This is a genomic window from Leifsonia naganoensis (assembly GCF_013410615.1).
GTDB classification, from domain to species: Bacteria; Actinomycetota; Actinomycetes; order Actinomycetales; family Microbacteriaceae; genus Leifsonia; species Leifsonia aquatica.
Genome location: NZ_JACCHJ010000001.1, coordinates 3,068,416 through 3,082,870, shown reverse-complemented (window position 1 = coordinate 3,082,870; position 14,455 = coordinate 3,068,416). Strand labels below are relative to the sequence as shown.

Below are 14,455 nucleotides of genomic sequence, written 5' to 3'. Positions count from 1 at the left end.
CGGGCCGGCCCCGGCGAGGGCGCGGCGCCCGCACACCTCACCCGCACGCCGTCGCGACCACCCGCGCGAGCCGTTTACGGATGATGTGGTCGTTGGCCTCCACGCGGTGCATGGTCACGTTGCGCAGCGCTTCGAGCACGGCGAGACTCCCGGGGGCGATGAAGGCGTCGAGCGTCCCGTAGACGACGTGCACCGGTACGCGCACGCGGGCGAGGTCACTGACGAGGGTCTGCCGCTCGATGCAGTTCTCCAGCGAGCGGACGAAGGGCGTCCAGTTGCGCTCGGTGATCTCGAAGACGCCCTTGATCGGGAGCGTGCGCGCCAGGATGGTGGCGTTCCGCATCGTGAACTCCTTGTTCGCCCGCAGGAACTCGTACGCGCGCAGGTAGGCACTGACTCGGGTGCGCACCCGCCGGTCGCCGATCGCGGCGGGCGGACCGTAGACCGGCGGGCCGACCAGCACCAGGCGGGTGAGCGCAGCAGGATGGTCGGCGGCGTACCGCGCCACGATCAGGCTCCCGAGCGAGTGCCCGATGAGCACGAACGGAGCGCGGAGCCGCAGCGACCGCAGTGTGCGATGCAGGGCGTCCACGTGCTCCTCGAGCGTGTACTGCGCATCCTCCGGCGCCGGCGAGCGGCCGAAGCCGAGGATGTCGATCGAGATCACCCGATGGGCCGGCTCGAGCAGAGGGACGAGGTTCTGGAACGTCACCGAGGACGACGCGATGCCGTGCACCAGGACGACGACCGGCCCCTCCCCCTCGTCACCGGCGACGTGGAGCAGCGGGGCGCGGCGGAACCAGCGGTCGAGGGTGTCGCGCAGCCGGCCCATGCCTCCATTATCCGTGCAGGCCTCTCAGGAGGCTGAGGAGTCGCGCGGCGGCACGGGTCGGTCCGGCCACCACGCCGGGGTGAGTCGCCCGATGAGGTCGAGCAGCCCGTCCACATCCCGCGGGCGCGGTCGGCTCAGCCAGACGTCGATCGCGCCGATCGTGCCGTCGGCGAGGTAGCGCGCGATGGTCCGGCGCTCGACGTCGTCGGACGCGGGCACGTCGACGCTGTGCTGGTCGAGCAGCAGTTCGATGGAGCCCTCGAAGTGCTCGCTCAGAAGGGCGTGGAGGCTGGAGCTGCCGCTCTCGGCGCCGAGGCCGCGCCGGTAGATCACGTCGTGCGCATCCACGTGCTGGAGCACCGCGCGCGTCACCCCGCGCACGGCGGCGGCCGCATCCTCCGGGGCGATGTCCACGAGGTACGCGGCGCGCAGCTCGTCGAGCTCCGAGCGCAGCACGCGCTGGAGCAGGTCGACGGGCGACGCGGCGTAGGTGTAGACGGTCGAGCGGTGGACGCCGGCCGCCGTCGCCAGCGCGGAGACCGACACGTCGGCGACCGGGCCGGCCGTCGCGAGATCGAGGATGGCCGCCGTCAAGCGGCCGAGGGTCTTCTCCTGGCGTGCATCCACTTTTCGATCGTACAATGGAGTTATCCGACAGGTGTCGGATATCTGAAGGGAGATTTTCATGGCTCAGTACGACGTCGCCGACCGGTCCGCGATCGTGACCGGAGGTGGCTCGGGCATCGGGCGCGCCGTGGCGCTCACCCTGGCGGCGAGCGGCGCAGCCGTCCTCGTCACCGACCTGAACGAGGAGCACGCGCAGGCCGTCGTGGCCGAGATCGAGGCCGCGGGCGGAAAGGCCGCCGCGCTCGCCGGCGACGTGACCGACCCCGCGTTCGGCGAGGCGAGCGTCGCCGCGGCGAACGCTCTGGCACCACTCAAGATCGCGGTCAACAACGCGGGCATCGGCGGCGAGGCCGCCACCGTCGGCGACTACTCGCTCGACAGCTGGCGCAAGGTCATCGAGGTCAACCTGAACGCCGTGTTCTACGGGATGCAGCCGCAGCTGAAGGCCATGGCCGCGAACGGCGGCGGTGCGATCGTCAACATGGCGTCCATCCTGGGCAGCGTCGGCTTCGCGAACTCGTCGGCCTACGTCACCGCCAAGCACGCGCTGCTCGGCCTCACGCAGAACGCCGCGCTCGAGTACGCCGCCGACAAGGTGCGCGTCGTCGCGGTCGGCCCCGGCTTCATCCGCACCCCGCTCGTGGAGGCCAACCTCTCCGCCGAGGCGCTCGCGTTCCTCGAGGGCAAGCACGCCCTCGGCCGCCTGGGCGAGCCGGAGGAGGTGGCCTCCCTGGTCGCGTTCCTCGCCTCCGACGCGGCGAGCTTCATCACCGGCAGCTACCACCTGGTGGACGGCGGCTACACCGCCCAGTGACCGGGCGACAGCCCGTATCGTGCACGGTCGCGCTCCCCTAGGCTGAGGAGCGTGACCGAGCGCGAGCTGTTGGGCGACGACCTCCTGGAGCGGTTCCGGGGCCGTGCGGCTGTCTACGACGCCGAGAACCGCTTCTTCGACGAGGACTTCGCCGAGCTGGTCGAGATCGGCTATCTGCGCGCTCTCGTGCCGACGGAGTTCGGCGGGCTCGGGCTGGGCCTCGAGCAGACGGCCCGGCTGCAGGTGCGCCTCGCCGGCGCCGCCCCGGCGACCGCCCTCGCCGTGAACATGCACCTGGTCTGGACGGGCATCGCGAAGACGCTGCACGACCGCGGCGACGACTCCCTCGACTTCGTGCTCCGGGAGGCCGGCGCGGGCGAGGTGTTCGCCTTCGGCCTCAGCGAGGCGGGCAACGACCTCGTGCTGTTCGGCTCGACGACGGAGGCGCGGCCCGCGGACGACGGCTCGTACACCTTCCACGGCCGCAAGATCTTCACCTCCCTCTCCCCCGCCTGGACGCGGCTCGGCACCATGGGACTCGACGCGACGAGCCCCGACGGCCCCAAGATCGTCTACGGCTTCGTCGACCGCGACGGCGGCGGCTTCGAGATCCGCGACGACTGGGACACCATCGGGATGCGCGCCACGCAGAGCCGCACGACGATCCTCGACGGCGCCCGCTCCCCCGCCGACCGGATCGTGCGCCGGCTGGATCCTGGGCCCAACCCCGACCCGCTGGTCTTCGCGATCTTCGCCAACTTCGAGATCCTGCTCGCGTCGGTCTACACCGGCATCGGCGCCCGCGCGCTCGACCTCGCCGTCGCCGCCGCCCACCGGCGCACCAGCCTGAAGGACGGCGGCCGCAGCTACGCGAGCGACCCCGACATCCGGTGGCGGGTGGCCGAGGCGGCGATCGATCAGGATGCGCTGCTCCCGCAGCTCGACGCCCTCGCTCGCGATATCGACACCCAGGCGAACCATGGCGCGCTGTGGTTCCCGAAGCTCGTCGGGCTCAAGGTTCGCGCGACCGAGACGGCTCGACGCGTGGTCGACCAGGCGATCCGGGTCTCGGGAGGCTCGACCTACTTCTCCGGGAACGAGCTCGGCCGGCTCTACCGCGACGTGCTGGCGGGCATCTTCCATCCCTCCGACGCCGAGTCCGCCCACAACACCGTGGCGAACGCCTGGCTCGGGCCGGCGGAGAGCTGACCGACCATGCAGCAGATCACCGCGCAGCACTTCTCCGAGCGGCTCCGGCGGGGAGCCGCACAGGCCCGCGCCGCCGGGTTCGACGCCCTGCTCGTCGCCCCAGGCCCCGACCTCGCCTACTTCGCCGACTACCTTCCGATCGCGACGACCGAGCGCATCACCCTCCTGGTCGTCCCGGCGGAGGGCGAGCCGACGATGATCGTTCCCGTGCTCGAGCACGACAGCGCCGCGGCCACCCGCGCAACCGGCGCCTTCCGCATCGTCGACTGGTCGGACGGGGAGGACGAGTACGTGCCGACCGCCGCGCTGCTCGACGCCTCCGGCCGGTACGCGGTGTCGGACGCGCTCTGGGCGATGCACCTCCTGGGTCTGCAGCAGAAGCTCCCGGAGGCGCGGTTCGCGGCGTTCTCGCGCGCCCTGCCGATGCTGCGCGCGGTGAAGGACGCCGATGAGATCGACCGGCTCGCCGCTGCGGGGGCTGCGGCCGACGCGACCTTCGAGGACATCCTCGGCGTCCGCTTCGCCGGGCGCACCGAGCGGGAGGTCGCGGCCGACCTCGATCGGCTGCTGCGCGAGCACGGCCACTCGCAGGTCGACTTCACCGTGGTCGGCTCCGGCCCCAACGGCGCCAACCCGCACCACGAGGCCGGCGATCGGACGATCGCCGAGGGCGATATGGTCGTGCTCGACTTCGGCGGCCTGATGGACGGCTACGGGTCCGACACCACGCGCACGGTGCACGTCGGCGAGCCGACCGACGAGGAGCACGAGGTCTTCGAGATCGTGAAGCGCGCCCAGCAGGCGGCGTTCGAGGCCGTCGCCGTCGGCATCCCGCTGCAGGAGATCGACCGCGTCGCGCGGACCGTCATCCGGGATGCGGGATACGCCGATTTCTTCATCCACCGGGTCGGACACGGCATCGGCACCACCACGCACGAGCCGCCGTATCTGGTGGAGGGCGAGGAGCTGCCGATCGAGGCCGGGATGTGCTTCTCGATCGAGCCGGGGATCTACCTGCCCGGCCGGTTCGGCGTGCGCATCGAGGACATCGTGGTCGCGGCGGAGGACGGCGCGCACCGGCTGAACAACACGAGCCGCGAACTGCACCTGGTCCAGTGACGCGCGCACCCGAGGTCCTCTCCCCCGCGGCGGAGCACGATGCCGAGCGCAGACGCGCCCTCCGCCGGATGAAGATCCTCGCGACGTCGCTGCTCGTCGTCGCCGCCGTGATCTTCACCGTCGCCTTCGCGCTGCAGGACCGCTACCCCTGGCTCGGCTACGTGCGGGCGGCCGCGGAGGGGGCCATGGTCGGCGCGCTCGCGGACTGGTTCGCCGTGACCGCGCTGTTCCGGCATCCCCTCGGCCTGCGCATCCCGCACACGGCCATCATCCCGACCCGCAAGGACGAGATCGGCGAGAGCCTCGGCGAGTTCGTGGAGACCAACTTCCTCGCCGACGACGTCGTCGCGGGCAAGCTCGCGTCGATCGACATCGCGGGCGCCATCGGCGGCTGGCTGGCCGAACCGGAGAACGCGCGCCGCGTCGTGGCGGAGGGCTCGGCCGCGACCGTCGGGCTGGCCGGGCTGCTCGACGACGAGCGGATGCGGGACGCGATCGAGGCGGTCGTGCGCACGCACCTGATCGCGCCGGCGTGGGGGCCACCGCTCGGCCGGCTGGGCGAGAAGGTGCTCGCCTCCGGCGGCCAGCGCGAGGTCGTGGACCTGGTACTGGACCGGGTGGACGAGTGGCTCGCCGGTCATCCCGACGCCTTCGCCACCCTCGTCTCGCGCCGGCTGCCCTCCTGGGTGCCGTCGTTCGTCGACCGGATGGTGGACGACCGGCTGCACGCGGAGGCGCGGCGCTTCCTCGGCGACGTGCGGCGGGATCCCGAGCACCGGATGCGGCACGCGATCGACGACGCGCTCGGCCAGCTCGCCGATCGGCTGCAGCACGACCCCGACACGATCGCCCGGCTCGAGGGCGCCAAGGAGCGCGCCTTCGACGACCCGCGCATCCGGGAGCTCGCCGCGTCGGCGTGGGAGGCGGCGCGGAATGCCGCGGTCGGCGCCCTGTCCGACCCGGAGAGCGAGTTGCGAAGCCGTGCGGAAGTCGCCCTCGCCGACGCCGCCCGCCGCGTCGCCGCGGACCCTGAGCTCCGCGCCTCGCTCAACGCCCGCATCACCGATGCCGCGCTGCACCTCGTGACCGCCTACCGGCACGACATCGCCGGGGTCATCAGCGAGACCGTGCGCGGGTGGGATGCGGCCGAGACGACCGACAAGATCGAGACGCAGGTCGGTCGCGACCTGCAGTTCATCCGGATCAACGGCACCGTCGTCGGGGCGCTCGCGGGGCTCGCGATCTACACGGTCGCGACGCTCATCGCCGCCGCGGTCCGCTGACCGCCTGGCGAGATTTGTGCCAAATGTCGTGAAAGGCGGCGCCATTCACGACATTTGGCACAAATCGCCCCGGGGGAGGAGGACGTGCGAGGCCGTCAGGCGGTGCGGCGCAGCGCGCGGCGGCGCACGAACGGCATCGCGACGAGCCGCCAGCCCACGAGGAAGACGCCCAGCACGACGAACGCGACGGCGATGAAGCTCGGCTGCACGCCCTGTCCCGCGGAGGTGCGGATGAGCATCCCGAGCGCGACGGTCATCAACCAGATCGGGATGCCGGGCCAGACCACGGCGAGCGGACGGCGCCAGGCCCAGGTGACGAGCCAGCCGGCGATCAGCGCGACGAGGAACGGCCAGAGCGTCGTCATCAGGCCGGTGAACCCGGCCGTCTCGCCGTGACTACGGCGCCCGACCAGCACGAAGATCAGCACGAAGGCGACGTCGATGACGAATGCCACGAGGGCCGACCTCCAGGGTTTCACGCGTCGATGCTACGCGCCGATCCCCGTGCATTCGCTGGGTGCTGGGAGGGCGTTGCCCGTCACTAGACTGGCCTCAGCCCGCCGACGAGCCCTGGAGCATCCGTGCCGAATTCCGACTTCCTCGACCAGCCATCGCTTCCCCGCCCGGACATCACGCCGAGTGAAGCCGCCGCCATCGCCTCCGGACGCTTCGGCCTGAGCGGCGCGGTCACCGAGCTCGGCAGCCAGCAGGATCGCAACTTCCTCGTCGACACGGGCGAGAGCCGATTCGTGCTCAAGATCGCGAATCCCGTCTTCACGACGGACGAGCTGCTCGCCCAGAACGCCGCACTCACGGCCCTTGCCGATTCCGGTATCCGCGTGCCCGCCGTCGTCCCCGCGATCGACGGAGCCGAGCTGGTCGCGGCCGACGTGCGCGGGGTGGAACTGCACGCCCGCGTGCTGACCTTCCTCGACGGCGAACCGCTCACCGAGGTCGCCCGCCTCAGCACCGAGCAGCTGCGCACCCTCGGCACGCTCGCCGGGGGGATCGCCGCCGGCCTGGCCGGTCTGGAGCACGCGGGGCTCGACCGCTCGACGCAGTGGGACTCGCGGATCGGCGGGGAGGTCGTCGACCTCCTGCTCGACCACGTGGAGCAGCCCGCAAAGCGCCGCGTCGTCCGCGCCGCCGCCGATGCCGCGCTCGCCCGGCTCGAACCCCTGCGCTCCCGCCTCCGGGTGCAGGCGACGCACGGCGATGTGACCGACGACAACATCGTGCTCGGCGAGTCCGGCCCCGGCGTCATCGACTTCGGCGACGTCGCGGACGGCTGGCTCGCCGGAGACCTCGCCGCCACCGTGACGAGTGTGCTGCACCACGTGCCGGAGGAGCCGTTCTCGGCCGTGCTCGACGTGGTCGCGGCGTTCCACGAGCGCTCCCCGCTCGACGATGCGGACCTCGCGGCGCTCTGGCCGCTGGTGGTCCTCCGCGGCGCGGTGCTCGTCGTCAGCGGCGAGCAGCAGGTGGCGCTGGATGGCGACAACCGGTACGCCGACGAGAACCGCGCCCACGAATGGCTGGCGTTCGACGTCGCCCGCCGCATCGACGCGGACGAGATGGAGGCCCTCCTCCGTCACCGCCTGGCCGGCACCACGACGCTCCCCGAGCTCGGCCGACTGATCGCCGTGGAGAGCAGCCCCGCGAACCTCGCCGACCTGTCGGTGCTCGGCCGGGATCAGGACGCCGGGGCATGGACCGCGGCGTCGGCCGAGGACGATGTGCTGGCCCGCGTCTGCCGGGAAGCCGGGCACGCCATCACCCGCTACGGTGAGGCGCGCCTGACCCGTGCGGTCCGCGATCGTGCCGAGGCAACTGCGACGGTGGCCCTCGGCGTCACCTTCGACGCCCCCGCCGGCATGCCCGTCCTCGCTCCGTTCGCGGGCGAGCTGTCGCTGGTCGAGGGCGCCTGGGCCCTCCGCGCCGACGGGGTCGACCTGTGGCTCGACGGCCTGACCCGCCCCCTCACGACCGCGACGGTCGCCGCGGGCGACGAGATCGGCACGACCATCCGGCTCACCGCCCAGCTCGGCCGGACGGGCGGCGGCCGCCCGCCTGCGTTCGTCACCCCGACCGCCCCGTTCGCACTGTGGTCCGTCGTCTCCCCCGACCCGTCCGACCTCTTCGGGCTCGACGTCACCGCCTCCATCCCGGATCCCGCCGGAGCGCTCGCCCGCCGAGACGACACCTTCGCGCGCGTGCAGGAGCACTACTTCGCCCATCCCCCGCTCATCGAGCGCGGCTGGCGGCACCACCTCTTCGACACGCGCGCACAGAGCTACCTCGACATGGTGAACAACGTGACGCAGATCGGCCACGGCCACCCGCGGCTCGTGGAGGCGGTCCGCGACCAGTGGGCACGGCTCAACACCAACTCGCGCTTCCACTACGAGGAGCTCTCGCGGTACACCGAGCGCCTGGCCGAGCTGGCACCGGAGGGGCTCGACACCGTCTTCCTGGTCAACTCCGGAAGCGAGGCGGTCGACCTCGCGCTGCGCCTCGCGCAGACCCACACCGGCCGCCGCACCGTGCTCGCCGTGAAGGAGGCCTACCACGGCTGGACCGTCGGCTCCGACTCCGTCTCCTCGTCTCTGGGCGACAACCCGCGCGCACTCGAGACACGGCCCGACTGGGTGACGCTCGTCGCCGCCCCGAACTCCTTGCGCGGCGTGCACCGCGGCCCCGACTCGGCGGCCGCCTACCTCGCCGATCTCGACGACGACCTGACGGCCCTGGATGCGGCCGGCGTCGACGTCGCGGGCTACATCGCCGAGCCGGTCTTCGGCAACGCGGGCGGCCTCATGCTGCCAGACGGCTACCTCGCCGGCGTCTACGAGCGCATCCGCGCCCGCGGCGGCGTCTGCATCGCCGACGAGGTGCAGGTCGGCTTCGGCCGTCTCGGCCACTACTTCTGGGGTTCGCAGCAGCAGGGCGTCGTGCCCGACGTCATCACCATCGCCAAAGCGGTCGGCAACGGACAGCCCCTCGGCGCGGTGATCACCCGCCGGGAGATCGCGGAGTCGTTCGCGGCCGAGGGCTCCTTCTTCTCATCCGCCGGCGGCAGCCCCGTCAGCTCCGTCGTCGGGCTCACCGTGCTCGACGTCATGCGCGACGAGCGCCTCCAGGAGAACGCGGTCACGGTCGGCGACCACCTCGCCGACCGGCTGCGCGAGCTCGGCGAGCGGCACCCGATCGTCGGCGCCGTGCACGGGATGGGCCTCTACCTGGGCGTCGAGCTGGTGCTCGACCGCGCCGAGATGACCCCGGCGACCGCCGAGGCGTCCCTCGTCTGCGACCGGATGCTCGCCGAGGGCGCCATCGTGCAGCCGACCGGGGACTTCAAGAACGTGCTGAAGATCAAGCCGCCGCTGTGCATCACCCGCGAGAGCGCGGACCGGTTCGCGGACGCGCTCGACCTCGTGCTGGCGACGCTCTAGTCACGGCCGGGCGGCCGCAGTTCCGCCGCCGCCCGCGCCGCGATGGCGTCGGCGACGGCGGTGAGCGCCGCCGACCGCATCGACCACTGGTGCCAGTGCAGGGCGACCGCCTCCTCCCCGCCGTCGTCGAGCACGGTCAGGCGACCGGCGGCGAGGTGCCCGGCGGTCTGGAGGTCGGGCAGCATCCCCCAGCCGAGACCGAGCTCCGCCGCGCGCACGAACTCGGTCGAGGCGGGCACGTACTGCCGGGGCGGCCGGGCGGTGGGAGCGAAACGGGCCAGGTAGCGGTCCTGGAGGGCGTCCTTGCGGTCGAACACGAGCATCGGTGCGACGGCGGCGGCCTGCGGAGACCATCCCTCCGGCGCCCACCGTTCGACGAACGCGGGGCTCGCGACCGGCCGGTAGACCATGGCGCCGAGGGGCGAGACGGTGCACCCCTGCACGGCATCGGGGTCGGAACCGATCGCCGCCATCGCCGTGCCGTCGCGCAGCCGGTCGAGCGTGTGCTCCTGGTCGTCGAGGGTGAGGTCGAAGACCAGGCCCGGGAGGCTCGCGAGCGCCGGCAGCACCCACGTCGCCAGCGAGTCGGCATTGACGACCAACGGGATGGTCGTCGCGGCCCCGCCTGCGGCATCCAGTTCGGCCGCGGCCTCCTCCTCCAGGAGTGCGACCTGCCGGGCGAGGCGCATAAGCACCCGGCCGGCCTCGGTCGGCTCGATCGGCTTGGTGCGGCGCACGAGCACCCGGCCGGTCTGCTCCTCCAGCGCTTTCACCCGCTGACTGACTGCCGACGGCGTCACGTGCAGAGCGACGGCGGCGCGCTCGAACGTGCCGTGGTCGATCACGGCGGCGAGGGTCTTCAACTGCTCGGCGTTCGCATCCATCATCAGCGATGCTAATGCTTCGTAAGAAAGACAAGCTGTACTGAAGGTGTATTCCGCCCATAGTGTCGAAGCGTGCTCGCGATCTTCTTCACCGGCCTCGGTTCCGGCGCCTCCCTCATCGTCGCCATCGGTGCGCAGAACGCGTTCGTTCTGCGACAGGGGCTCCGGCGCGAGCACGTGCTCCCGGTCGTCGCGATCTGCGTGCTCAGCGACGCCCTGCTGATCGCCGCCGGCGTGGCCGGGATCGGGGCGCTCGTGAAGGCCGCGCCGCTCGCCCTCGAGATCGTGCGCTGGGTCGGCTTCGCGTTCCTCCTCGGCTACGCGGTGTTCGCGGCGCGGCGCGCGCTGAAGCCGTCGACGCTGACGGCGGCGTCGGGTGTCGCGCCGTCCCTCCTGGCCACGGCCGGGATGTGCCTCGCGATCACCTGGCTCAACCCGCACGTCTACCTCGACACCGTGCTGCTGCTCGGCTCCCTCTCGGCCGATCACGGCGATCCCGGCCGCTGGGTCTTCGGTGCGGGGGCCGCGACCGCGAGCCTGCTCTGGTTCAGCGTGCTCGGCTTCGGCGCCCGCTTCGCCGCCCCGCTCTTCGCGCGCCCGATGTCGTGGCGGATCCTGGATGCCGGGATCGCGGTCCTCATGGTCGTGCTGGCAGTGCTCCTGGTGGTGTGATCGCCCGGCCGGGAATCCCGCGGTCGCCACGACGGTTGCGCCTCTCGTGAGCATCATCGAAACGGACGCACCCGCCGCCCCCGACCTCGTGGCCTCCGGCGTGCTCACCGAACGCACGGCCCGGATGCTGGAGCAGATGCTCGCGGCCATGGACTGGACCCTCGTCGACTTCGCCCGGCACCAGCTCTCCTCCGGAGAGGCCATCGGCGGCCGCGTACGCGAGGTCCCCTTCTTCCTCGTGCTGAGCGGAGAGATCGAGCTGCGCACCGACGCGGAGACCAACCGGCTGCGCGGCGGCGACTTCGTGCTGCGCACGCGGCCGACCGCGTACCGTGTGCACGCCTTCGGCGACGCCGAGGTCGTGGCGGGTTCGCTGCGCCTCGCCGCCGGCACCGAGCATCCCCTCGCCCGCGCCCTTCCCGAAGCGCTCATCGCGTGCCAGCTGCTGCGGCGGGATGCGCACCTCAATGCGCTCGCGCAGGCCCTCGTGGCCGAGGTCGCCAGCGCGCGACCCGCGTCGTGCGCGTTCGCCGGCCGGCTCGTGAGCGTGCTCGCCGCCTCGGCGGTGCGGGCGTGGGTCGAGAACGGCTGCGCTCCGGACGGCTGGCTCCTGCCGGCGAGCGACCCGCACATCGCGCGCGCCGTCGACGCCATCCGCGACGACCCGGGCGGCGCGTGGACGCTGGAGCGGCTCGCCCGTGTGGCCAGCACCTCCCGCTCCGCCTTCGCCGAGCGGTTCCACACCGTCGTCGGCGAGCCTCCCGCGCGCTACCTGCTGCGGGTGCGGATGGAGCGGGCCAAGTCCCTTCTCGCCGACGACCGCGTCAGCGTGGCCCAGACCGCGGTCTCGCTCGGCTACGGGTCGGAGGCTGCGTTCAGCCGCGCCTTCCGCCGCCACACCGGCACGAACCCGTCCGCGTGGCGGCGGCTGGCCGCGACCGCCTGACAACCGGCCGCCTGCCGTCAGCCTGCAGCCGTCAGCCGCGGCGCGGGAACCAGCGCCGGGTGGAGGCGATGAGCAGGCCGCCCAGCACGGCCGAGATCCCGCCCGCCACGAACACCACGGAGACGCTCGTCGCGTCGATCAGCACGCCGCCCACGACGGCGCCGGTCGAGATGCCGAGCTGGAACGTGGCCACGGTGAGCCCGCCCGCGCTCTCCATGCGCTCCGGCTCGACCCGTGCCGACCAGGTCTGCGCCATGGTCGGCACGCCGCCGAAGGCCATGCCCCAGACGGCCACCGCGATGAAGGCGAAGACGACCGAGCCGGTCGAGAACGAGAAGACGATGACAGCCGCGCCGAGGATCGTCGGCAGCACGACGAGCGTCGTCGCCAGCCGCTTGTCGACCACCGATCCGGTCACCAGATTGCCGATCAGACCACCGACGCCGTAGACCGCGAGGAGGACGGCGATCCCGCCGGCGCCCAGTCCGGAGATGCTCTCGGCCGCAGGACGGATGTAGGTGAAGCTCGCGAAGTGCCCGGCGACGATCAGCAGCACGCCGACGAGTCCGACGATCATCGCCTTCGACCGGATGGTCGCGACCAGTGCCCGCAGGCCGGTCCCGGCCGCGGCCGGCACGGACGGCATGACGACCGCCATCACGACGATGGCGATCACGGTGGCGCCCGCGACGGCGAAGAAGACGACGCGCCATCCGGCCAGCGAGCTGATCAGGGCGCCCAGCGGCACGGCGGCGACGGTCGCCGCGGACACACCCGTGTTGACGACCATCATCGCCCGGCCGAGGTGACGCGGCGGCACGAGGTGCGCCGAGACCGCGAGGGCCATCGACCACGTGCCCGAGATCGCCATGCCCAGCGCGATGCGGGCGATCACGACCATCCAGAAGGCCGGTGCGATCGCCGTCACCAGGTTGGCCGCGAGCGCCAGGATGAGCAGTCCGAGCAGGAGGCGCCGCCGGTCGAGCCGCGGGAAGACCAGTGCCGTCGCCGGACCCGCGATCACGCCCACCAGCGCCGTCGCGGTCACGACCTGGCCCGCGACCCCTTCGGTCACCCCGAACTCGGCGGCCATCGACGGCAAGAGGCTCGCCGGCAGGAACTCGCTGGTCACCAGCACGAAGACCCCGACGAGGAGCGCGACGACGCCGCCCCAGCGCGCGGTCTCGCCGCCGGGCGCGTTCTGCGCGCGGACCGCGGCGGTCGGAGAGGTCGGAACGGTGTCGCTGACTGTCATTCCTCCATGCTGGCGGCGTGCCGACGCCTGCACCTGATCGGTCGTCCGGAGGTGATGACTCTGCGTCCGGATCGTCACCTGAGACGCCCGGACAAGCAGAAAGGCCGCTCTCGCGAGCGGCCTTTCCGTGCTTTCCGGTGGAGCTAAGGAGATTCGAACTCCTGACCTCTTCGATGCGAACGAAGCGCGCTACCAACTGCGCCATAGCCCCGGGGAACTGCTCTGAAAGCCTAGCACCCCACCCGCGCCGAGTTGAAATCGAGCACCGCTCAGCTCGCGGCCCGGCGGCGGCGGAGCACCGCGTCGAGGTCGATGGCGCCGTCGGCCGATTCGCCGACGATGCCCATGCTGGCGTAGCGGCTCGGGATGGGCTCCGGCGCCGGGGCGACGGGGGCGATCCGCGGAAGGGAGGCGACGGGCGCCTCGGCCACCGCGACGGGACGCAGCGGGACGGGAGGAGCGACAGGAGCGGGCGCCGCGATCTCAGCGGCCTTGCGGTCGAAGTCGGCCCGAGCGGCGGCGCGGCGCAGCTCGGTGGCGGCGTCGACGGACGCCATGGCGGCGGCGGCCACCGTCCCGGGCGAGAGGTGCAGCGGCTTGGGGAGCGGACGCGGCGTCCAGCTCTGGCGCAGCCGCTCCTGCACGGGGAGGTCGTGCTGCGCGTCGTCGTAGATGGCGGGTGCGGCCGGGATGGTGACGGCACGGGTGGGCGCGGCAGGCGCCTCCTGCGGCTGGGCCAGGCGGCCGAGCATCCCGAGGGCGGCGACCGAGACGGCCGCGGACAGGGCGGGGACGAGCCAGGCGCCCGTCGAGAGCATCACGCCGGTGCCGGCGATCACGCCGATCACCCCAGCCACGAGGACGAGGGTGCTCAGAGCCCGCGCACGACGCAGCCGGCGGCGGCGCTGCGGGGAGAGGACGGGGCGTCGGCTCTCGGCCGTCGCGATGGCGCGCGCACGCTGGGCCGCTGCGGCACGGGAGGCCCGCTCGACAGCGATCGCCGCGGTCGCCGCACGCTCGGCCTCCTCGGCCGCGATGCGCCGCTCCTCGGCGATGGCGTGCTCGCGCCGGGCGTGGGCCGCGGCCTCCGCGCGCGCCTCGACGAGTTGACGCTGCTCGGCACGCCGGAGCACGCGCTGCTGCTCGGCGACGGTGCGGGCCGTGGCCTCCATGCGCACCTCGTCCGGCAGCTCGCTGGTCTCGGCGAGGATGCGGAGGGTCTGCTGCAGCCGGACCGCGTTGCGCTCGGTGGCGACGTACTCGCGGCGGCGGAGCCAGACGGGGATCAGATAGGCGAGCCACAGCACCGCCGCGATCGCGACGACGACCCCTCCGCCCATCACATCCCCGTTCATGTCTCTA

At 72.6% G+C, this 14,455-nt stretch carries 13 protein-coding genes and 1 tRNA gene; 7 read left to right on the top strand and 7 right to left on the bottom strand.

The genetic code is table 11. The annotated features are described in order from the left end of the window. Positions 1-37: 37 nt before the first annotated feature. Positions 38-832 carry an alpha/beta fold hydrolase gene (locus tag HNR14_RS14860; protein ID WP_021764376.1) on the bottom strand — a complete coding sequence of 265 codons (795 nt, stop codon included), beginning with the start codon at positions 830-832 and terminating at the stop codon, positions 38-40. A gap of 24 nt (positions 833-856) precedes the next feature. Then, a complete protein-coding gene (locus HNR14_RS14855; RefSeq protein WP_179701647.1) occupies positions 857-1,459 on the bottom strand; it encodes a TetR/AcrR family transcriptional regulator in 603 nt (200 codons plus the stop codon). 58 nt (positions 1,460-1,517) lie between these two features. Between HNR14_RS14855 and HNR14_RS14850 the strand changes: the two genes are divergently transcribed. From HNR14_RS14850 to HNR14_RS14835, 4 genes are read left to right on the top strand one after another with little or no spacing between them, the layout of a single operon-like run. Beyond that, positions 1,518-2,273 carry an SDR family NAD(P)-dependent oxidoreductase gene (locus HNR14_RS14850; RefSeq protein ID WP_021764374.1) on the top strand — a complete coding sequence of 252 codons (756 nt, stop codon included), beginning with the start codon at positions 1,518-1,520 and terminating at the stop codon, positions 2,271-2,273. Positions 2,274-2,324: 51 nt separating this feature from the next. After that, complete coding sequence (locus HNR14_RS14845; RefSeq protein WP_179701646.1) at positions 2,325-3,482, top strand: acyl-CoA dehydrogenase family protein; 1,158 nt, start codon at positions 2,325-2,327, stop codon at positions 3,480-3,482. A gap of 6 nt (positions 3,483-3,488) precedes the next feature. Next, a complete protein-coding gene (locus HNR14_RS14840; protein ID WP_179701645.1) occupies positions 3,489-4,601 on the top strand; it encodes an aminopeptidase P family protein in 1,113 nt (370 codons plus the stop codon). After that, on the top strand, positions 4,598-5,884 hold the full coding sequence (locus HNR14_RS14835; RefSeq protein WP_343064501.1) for a DUF445 domain-containing protein: 1,287 nt from the start codon (positions 4,598-4,600) through the stop codon (positions 5,882-5,884). Before HNR14_RS14840 ends, HNR14_RS14835 begins: the two co-directional genes overlap by 4 nt. Positions 5,885-5,979: 95 nt before the next feature. On the opposite strand, the gene HNR14_RS14830 is transcribed toward HNR14_RS14835, so the two are convergent. Beyond that, positions 5,980-6,363 (bottom strand): DUF3054 family protein, encoded by a 384-nt coding sequence (locus HNR14_RS14830; RefSeq protein ID WP_179701644.1) that lies wholly within the window; start codon positions 6,361-6,363, stop codon positions 5,980-5,982. 102 nt (positions 6,364-6,465) lie between these two features. Here HNR14_RS14830 and HNR14_RS14825 point away from each other — a divergent pair, with 102 nt between their 5' ends. Further along, the gene (locus HNR14_RS14825; protein WP_179701643.1) at positions 6,466-9,336 is read left to right on the top strand and encodes an aminotransferase; all 2,871 of its coding nucleotides are present in this window, start codon (positions 6,466-6,468) and stop codon (positions 9,334-9,336) included. Here HNR14_RS14825 and HNR14_RS14820 read toward each other — a convergent pair. Next, entirely contained in the window at positions 9,333-10,223 is an 891-nt protein-coding gene (locus HNR14_RS14820) for a LysR family transcriptional regulator ArgP (protein ID WP_218875052.1), read from the bottom strand. The genes HNR14_RS14825 and HNR14_RS14820 overlap by 4 nt on opposite strands. Before the next feature lie 69 nt (positions 10,224-10,292). Here HNR14_RS14820 and HNR14_RS14815 point away from each other — a divergent pair, with 69 nt between their 5' ends. After that, the gene (locus HNR14_RS14815) at positions 10,293-10,892 is read left to right on the top strand and encodes a LysE family transporter (RefSeq protein ID WP_179701642.1); all 600 of its coding nucleotides are present in this window, start codon (positions 10,293-10,295) and stop codon (positions 10,890-10,892) included. Between the two features lie 46 nt (positions 10,893-10,938). Continuing rightward, positions 10,939-11,838: a helix-turn-helix domain-containing protein gene (locus tag HNR14_RS14810; protein WP_179701641.1), complete on the top strand. Its 900-nt coding sequence runs from the start codon at positions 10,939-10,941 to the stop codon at positions 11,836-11,838. A gap of 31 nt (positions 11,839-11,869) precedes the next feature. Here the strand turns inward: HNR14_RS14810 and HNR14_RS14805 are convergent, their stop codons facing one another. The 3 genes from HNR14_RS14805 to HNR14_RS14795 all read right to left on the bottom strand — a co-directional run bounded on the left by HNR14_RS14805 (position 11,870) and on the right by HNR14_RS14795 (position 14,448). Next, positions 11,870-13,093: an MFS transporter gene (locus HNR14_RS14805; protein WP_179701640.1), complete on the bottom strand. Its 1,224-nt coding sequence runs from the start codon at positions 13,091-13,093 to the stop codon at positions 11,870-11,872. Between the two features lie 138 nt (positions 13,094-13,231). Beyond that, positions 13,232-13,304: transfer RNA gene (locus HNR14_RS14800), tRNA-Ala, on the bottom strand. A 58-nt stretch (positions 13,305-13,362) separates the two neighbouring features. Next, positions 13,363-14,448: a hypothetical protein gene (locus HNR14_RS14795; protein ID WP_179701639.1), complete on the bottom strand. Its 1,086-nt coding sequence runs from the start codon at positions 14,446-14,448 to the stop codon at positions 13,363-13,365. Positions 14,449-14,455 lie beyond the last annotated feature (7 nt).

Coding starts and splice junctions, on each gene's coding strand:
- HNR14_RS14860 (WP_021764376.1), bottom strand. CDS start 832: ATGGGCCGGCTGCGCGACACCCTCGACCGCTGGTTCCGCCGCGCCCCG.
- HNR14_RS14850 (WP_021764374.1), top strand. CDS start 1,518: ATGGCTCAGTACGACGTCGCCGACCGGTCCGCGATCGTGACCGGAGGT.
- HNR14_RS14840 (WP_179701645.1), top strand. CDS start 3,489: ATGCAGCAGATCACCGCGCAGCACTTCTCCGAGCGGCTCCGGCGGGGA.
- HNR14_RS14805 (WP_179701640.1), bottom strand. CDS start 13,093: ATGACAGTCAGCGACACCGTTCCGACCTCTCCGACCGCCGCGGTCCGC.
- HNR14_RS14820 (WP_218875052.1), bottom strand. CDS start 10,223: ATGATGGATGCGAACGCCGAGCAGTTGAAGACCCTCGCCGCCGTGATC.
- HNR14_RS14795 (WP_179701639.1), bottom strand. CDS start 14,448: ATGAACGGGGATGTGATGGGCGGAGGGGTCGTCGTCGCGATCGCGGCG.